This window comes from Streptomyces sp. NPDC058464 (genome assembly GCF_042721035.1).
Taxonomy (GTDB): domain Bacteria; phylum Actinomycetota; class Actinomycetes; order Streptomycetales; family Streptomycetaceae; genus Streptomyces.
Genome location: NZ_JBHXMA010000074.1, coordinates 25,196 through 31,195, shown reverse-complemented (window position 1 = coordinate 31,195; position 6,000 = coordinate 25,196). Strand labels below are relative to the sequence as shown.

The 6,000-nt window shown below is 69.5% G+C and carries 6 protein-coding genes; all 6 read left to right on the top strand.

Annotated features, from left to right (window positions below):
- The first annotated feature begins 249 nt into the window (after positions 1-249).
- The 6 genes from ACFWPQ_RS49270 (at position 250) to ACFWPQ_RS49245 (ending at position 5,651) form a co-directional block, all read left to right on the top strand.
- A complete protein-coding gene (locus tag ACFWPQ_RS49270; RefSeq protein ID WP_384051083.1) occupies positions 250-765 on the top strand; it encodes a hypothetical protein in 516 nt (171 codons plus the stop codon).
- A gap of 128 nt (positions 766-893) precedes the next feature.
- Positions 894-1,439: a hypothetical protein gene (locus tag ACFWPQ_RS49265; protein WP_384051080.1), complete on the top strand. Its 546-nt coding sequence runs from the start codon at positions 894-896 to the stop codon at positions 1,437-1,439.
- Positions 1,440-1,994: 555 nt separating this feature from the next.
- Positions 1,995-2,492 (top strand): lamin tail domain-containing protein, encoded by a 498-nt coding sequence (locus tag ACFWPQ_RS49260; RefSeq protein WP_384051077.1) that lies wholly within the window; start codon positions 1,995-1,997, stop codon positions 2,490-2,492.
- Positions 2,493-2,884: 392 nt separating this feature from the next.
- Positions 2,885-3,556, top strand: coding sequence for a hypothetical protein (locus ACFWPQ_RS49255; protein ID WP_384051074.1), 672 nt, complete (start codon positions 2,885-2,887; stop codon positions 3,554-3,556).
- 932 nt (positions 3,557-4,488) lie between these two features.
- Positions 4,489-4,971 carry an RNA polymerase sigma factor gene (locus tag ACFWPQ_RS49250; protein ID WP_384051071.1) on the top strand — a complete coding sequence of 161 codons (483 nt, stop codon included), beginning with the start codon at positions 4,489-4,491 and terminating at the stop codon, positions 4,969-4,971.
- 299 nt (positions 4,972-5,270) lie between these two features.
- A complete protein-coding gene (locus ACFWPQ_RS49245) occupies positions 5,271-5,651 on the top strand; it encodes a DUF742 domain-containing protein (RefSeq protein WP_384051089.1) in 381 nt (126 codons plus the stop codon).
- Positions 5,652-6,000 lie beyond the last annotated feature (349 nt).

Genomic DNA, 6,000 nt, shown 5'->3' with positions numbered 1-6,000 from the left:
CTGCCGCCAGATCTTCAAGATCCTCGAACGAAGGAGCCAGCCGGACGCAGAAGTACTTCCTCAAGCGGCTTGACACGACATAGCAGCCTCGGGGGGAACCTCAACGATGCCTCCCGGGCTCTTGCCATGGCTCTTCGTGAGCTGTTCGAGGGCCTGTAGGTGTCCGTGCGCGGGTATGCGGCGCGGCGTCGGCGTGATTCGCGAACGTTCTCGCGCTACCTGAACGGCACACGGTTCCCCCCGTGGCAGGTGATCACCGATCTCTTCGCGGATCTCGCCGAGCACCGCGGGACCACGGTGACCACCGAGGCCATTGAGTTCGTGCGGGAGTTGTACGGATCGGCGGTGGACGCCGTGTCCTCTCCCAAGCACGCGATGGAACTCCTGGAGCAGCAGCTGCCTGACGCCGACCGGGTCTCGCGGCGGTCCGGCGTCCGTGGCGACGTCCTGGGGGACGCGTTCTTGGACCGGACGCAGCGCATCGCCGATCTGGAGACGCGGCTTAACCAGCTGGAGGCCGAGCGCGGCGCGGAGCCCAGGCGGGTGGACGCGCTCGCCGCGGCCAGCCCCGGCATCCTGGGCGTCCTGCAGGAGCGCAACGCGCTGCAGTTGGAGGTGGAGCGGCTCGGAGAGGACCTCAAGGAGGGTCGGGCCCGGCGTGCCGCCGCGGAGGATCGCTGCGGTCTGCTCGAACGCCGGCTGGAGGTGGTGGAGACGCCCGCGCCCCCGCTGTCCCGCGCCCGTCGGTGCGGGGCAGGGCCCTGATCCTCACCACGGACCGCCGCCGGCAGACGCCTGTGGCTGTCCCTGCCGTTGGGCGTGCGCACCCCGGCGCTGGTACGAAAAGGGACCGGAAACCCTGGGAGAGTATCGGGGCAGTCGGAAGGGGAGCCATGCTGAATTCCGCAGACGACAAGAACACCTCGGCCGACACCACCGCAGTCCGTGACCACCTCGGCGCCCTTGCCCCCGCCCGTCCGGCGTCCCCCGCCGAACACGTGCTCCTGGACTGGCTGGAGGCACACATCGCGTTGCAGAGCCTCCTGGACCACGACGGTGTCGCAGGCTGGGAACACCGGTCGGTGTACGAGTTCGTGGCCGCGCATGGCCGCTGGTTCACCCCCGCTGACCTTCCCGCACAGGTCCGGCCGCTGCCGGAGCGGCAGTGCTTCGCCAACGCGGCGACGACCGAGCGGGAGCACCCGCACCTGGCCTACACCGAGGGCTTCGCCGTCGCGGCCGGCAGCCCCGTCCCCATGGCCCACGCCTGGTGCACCGACCCGGACGGCCGCGTGATCGATCCGACCTGGTCGAAGCTCGGGGGCAGCGCGTACCTGGGAATCGTCCTGCCCTCGGACCTGCGGCCGCGCGCGCCGCACAACTGGGGCGTCCTGGAAGCACCCGACTCCCTGTACCCACTGCTGCGCAACGGTCTGTGAGCCGGGCGGCCTGCGCGCACCGCCGTCTGTGCCCGGGCCCGTCCGGCTGACCTTCACCCCCGGTCCCGACGAAACGGCGCGGGCCTGGGCCCCGGGGCGGCCGCTGCGGGCAACGGGAACCTCGGCGCGGTGTCCGTGTCCGTGTGCGTGCAGGAGCGCGCGGACCGTCCCGGCGGGCGGCCGCGCCGATGCGGTCCGGTTCCGGCCGTGGCGCCCTCCGGGCCGCAGCGGTTGTTACGCACTTTCGGGTGACGGCCTGCGGGCCGGAGCCGGCGGCAGGTGCCGGTCTGCTGCGGCGAGCCCGCCGCCCGCACGGGATCAGTCAGTGACAAACCGTCAACATGGTGCATTCAACGCATAAATGGATCCTGCACTTAAGAGTCGTAGGAATATGGACGAGCCGTTACGACCTTCGCGTACCCACCACAACTCCTTCGCAGGGTGGGCAGGGTGTGCGTGTGCGGCCGACCGGCCGCCGACCCGCACTACGCACCACAGCCGGCCTGCGACTTCTGTCGCCGGCCCTGGGTGTCCGGCCCCGAGAAGGGGGACCTCATGTCCGTTTCTGTGACCGCTCGCCGTCTGACCGCCGCCGCTGCCGTTGCTGCTGCTGTGGTGGGCGCGTTCGCGCTGCCCGCTGCGGCCGCCGGCCAGCACCCCGCCCGCCCGCACCACGACGTGGTCATCAGCGGCGTGCAGTACGACTCCCCGGGACGCGACGACCGCTCCAACCGCTCCCTGAACAAGGAGTGGGTTGAGATCACCAACTCCACCCGCCGGACGGTGAACCTGGACGACTGGGCGCTGACCGACGAGGCCGGCCACACCTACACCTTCCGCCACTTCCGCCTGGACGGGCGGGCCACGGTCCGTGTCCACACCGGTGAGGGCCGCGACAGCGCCACCGACGTCTACCAGGACCGCCGCGGCTACGTGTGGAACAACGACTTCGACACCGCGACCCTGCGCAACGACCACGACCGCGTCGTCGACGAGGTCACCTGGGGCCAGCACCGTGGGGAGCACCGCAACGGCGGCACCTTCCGCCGCTGACCGATCCGCCGGCGCGGGCGGCCCGTGCCCGAGCCGGGTGCCAGCGCCTCCCGTCACCGGTGGCGCGCTCCAGGAAAGGGGGCGCACCACCGGCCACTGGCGCGTACCTTCGGTTCGGCCTGGCCCGTCACCCACATTCCGCCGTGGTGACGGGCCAGACGCCTCCTCGGCGGGCGAAGCGAGACGGTGACAGGCTGACGCCCCGACTCCGTCCGGCACTTCCACGATCTACACCGTGGGACCCCTGTTCCATCCCGGTCTCGCGCTGCGCGGGCCGAACCCGTTGGCGGGCGTACGCGGGGTGCGCGTCCGCGCGCCCCACCCCGCGGGCTATGGCTCCGGCCAGGTAGGGCAGCATCTGGGCAGTCGTCGCCGTACCGTGAGGGGCCGTCATGCTGTCCACCCACCGCGCCATGTCGATCGTGGTGCTGTCCTGCCTGCTGGCCGCGGGCTGCAAGTCCGCTTCGATGGGCGGCCTGTCGCCGTCCGGGAGCGCGAGCGCTTCGTCGACGGTCTCGGGAGCGGGCGGGGCGGGCGGCGCGGGCCGGGCGATCGCGGTGGGGGCCGGCCCGCAGAAGAAGTACATGGTGCAGGAGCAGCCGGCCGCCGGATCGTGCCACTTCCGGTACGAGAGGGGCGAGCCGCTGGAGGACCCGGCCTGCACGCCAGGGGCGATCTCCCCGGCCGTCACCCAGTCGAACCTGAAGACGACGATCTGCCGCAAGGGCGGCTACACCTCCGGTATCCGCCCCTCCACCTACGTCACCGGCAAGGAGAAGAAACTCAACGCCGCCTCCTACGGCTACACCGGAGCGATGGGCGAGGCCGAGTACGACCATCTGATCAGCCTGCAGCTCGGCGGCGACCCCAACGACCCGCGCAACCTCTGGGTCGAACCCGAGGACCCGGGCCACAAGGCGAGCCAGGGCGTCAACAACCTGAAGGACCCGGTGGAGACGAAGCTGCACACCGCGGTCTGCGCGGGGAAGGTCACCCTCGCGCAGGCGCAGCAGGCCATCGTCACCGACTGGACCACCGCCCTGACCACGCTCGGTCTCGGCTGACGCCCCGGACCGGGCTGACGATCACGGGGCGGTACGCAGGGAGGGCATGCGACCGTGAGCGTGTCCGGGCCTGCTGCTTTCCCCGGGTAGCTGCAGGCCTCGACACGTGTCTCAGTGGGCGAGAGTGACGGTGATGGGCTGGTCGGGGCGGGAGGCAAGGCCTTCGGCGAGCGCGGTCTGCTCGGCGGGGTCGATGCTCAGCTGGTAGCGCATCTTGCTGGCGCCCCAGTTGGTGACGTACGTGCATCAGTAGCCGGCGTACGGCGGCAGCCACTCGGTCGGGTCCTTGTCGGCCTTCGACCGGTTCGAGGCCGCCGAGACCGCGATCAGCGCCCGCGAGTCGTCCAGGTCGTTGGCGTAGGCCTCGCGTTCCGGTGGTCCAGGCGGAGGCGCCGGAGCCCCAGGCCTCGGCGAGCGGGATCAGGTGGTCGACGTCGAGCTTGCTCGCGCTGTCGAGATAGCGGTCGTCGTAGGGCGAGTACCAGCTGCCGCCGGTCAGTGCGCACTTGGCGCCGACCTCGGGGGCGGTGACGGCTTCCTCCGCACCGGGAAGCCGGACAGCCCTCGGGCGCCAACGGTCACACACCTCCGTCCCTGTGTGACTCACTTCACTTTTTGCGTATGGGCTCTCCGAGGGCTCTAGGTAGACATGACAGACAGCCACCATCAACTCCCCGAGCAGCCGGAGCCGGTTCCCGACCTCGTACCGGGAACAAGTGTCTCCACAACTGGCATGGCTGGCCCTGGGCACAGTGAAACAGCCGGTTTGGTGCTCTTGATCAACACCGTTCTGGGTGGTCTGGGAGCCCTGTACATGACCACCAAATCAGCGGCTGTCACGCTCGCTTCGGCTTTACTGGTCCTGCTGATTATCGTCGTAACGCGCAGGGGGAGCGGGCGTGAGTCCCGCGCGGGCCGGAAGGACGACCGGAGTGGACGGTGAATCCGACAGTTTCACGGCCTTCTTCGAGCACCACTACCCGCGGGTGATCGCCATGCTGGTCGTCCACCGCGGCTTCACCGAGGTGATCGCACAGGACGCGACCTCCGAAGCGATGACCCGTCTGATAGAGAACTGGGGAAAAGTGGGGGCACCCCAGGCCTGGATCCGAACGGTCGCGTTCCGCGTCGCCTGCGGGCTGGCTGGGAGACAGTCGGCTGGACTGCCTGAAAGGGATTTCATTGACCGGCGGGCAGCGCACGACCTGGAAGCGGCAGAGCTCGCCTTGGTCGCTGGCACCGCGATCGGAGCCCTGCCTCGACGGCAGCAGGAAGTCATGACGCTGACGCTTGTTGACATGACTCCTTCGGAGATTGCCGAGGTCCTCGGATGTACTCCGGCGCAGGCGAGGGCCAACCTCTCCCACGCGCGCCGGACCCTGAGGAACGCGATCCGGATGGACAAGGAGGCATGACGATGGATCCGACACACAGCGGCGAATCCGAGTCGGCCAGCCAGAATGTCGTCTACGACCGACTTGTCGCACAGTATTCCGCCCCGGAGACCCTTTCGGCTGCGCTCGAACAGGTAACGGCCGAAGCCCGCCGCCGGGCCGCAGCCCGGGAAGCGACAGAAGGCCAGCCATCACTCGCCCTCGCCGACGAGCATGACGCCGACGAGACGAACCGGCCGGTTCACCGGCTCGACAGCCGCTCTGGCGACCATCCCCTTCACCTTCAGAACCAGCGAGGTAGCGGATCAGTTGGCACAGAGGTGTACGTCGCTCGCCCCAGTGCAGCGGCAATCGCTGAAGAGCCCAGCCAACCCCGTCCGTACGCGATGACCGGCGGACGACCCCGGCCGCGTTACCAGCTGGCTATCGAGGCGCTCGTCTCCACCACGGCGGAGCCCCACCAGCTGATCGGTCTGCTGCCGGAGCATCAGCGGATCTGCCACCTGTGCCGCGAGGTCAAGTCGGTCGCCGAAATCTCAGCGCTCCTCCACGTGCCCCTTGGGGTTGCCCGCATCCTCGTAGCAGATCTGGTGGAGGCAGGGATCGTCGCCATTCATCAGCCGGGCGGCGATGAGAACAGTGGTGGCGCACCTGACGTGACGCTGCTCGAAAGGGTGATGAGCGGACTCCGCAAGCTATAGGTCCAACGACTTCGGTGGCCGGGTCGCAGCGGTGAGCGGCCGGTTGAACCGTGCGGCTCACCCGCGCCGGCGCGGGCGAAACGAGCAGGCCGCAAGGCCGGGACGGCGACTGTTCCTGCCGAGCCTGCCCCGCTGCGTACGGCGACGCGAGCAGGCCGATCTTCTGTGAGGCCAACGCCGTCAATGGCAGGATGAGTTGGGATGAAGGGCGGGGTTTCGTGCGGGGTGACACGCGGCAGATTCAGACGGCAGTCCTGGGCGGCGCGGACTCGGAGAAGCCGCTGATGCTGCCGCTGGAGGCGATCGCGCTGCGTCTGCCACTTCGCCCATCACTCGGGCCCCGGCGGGC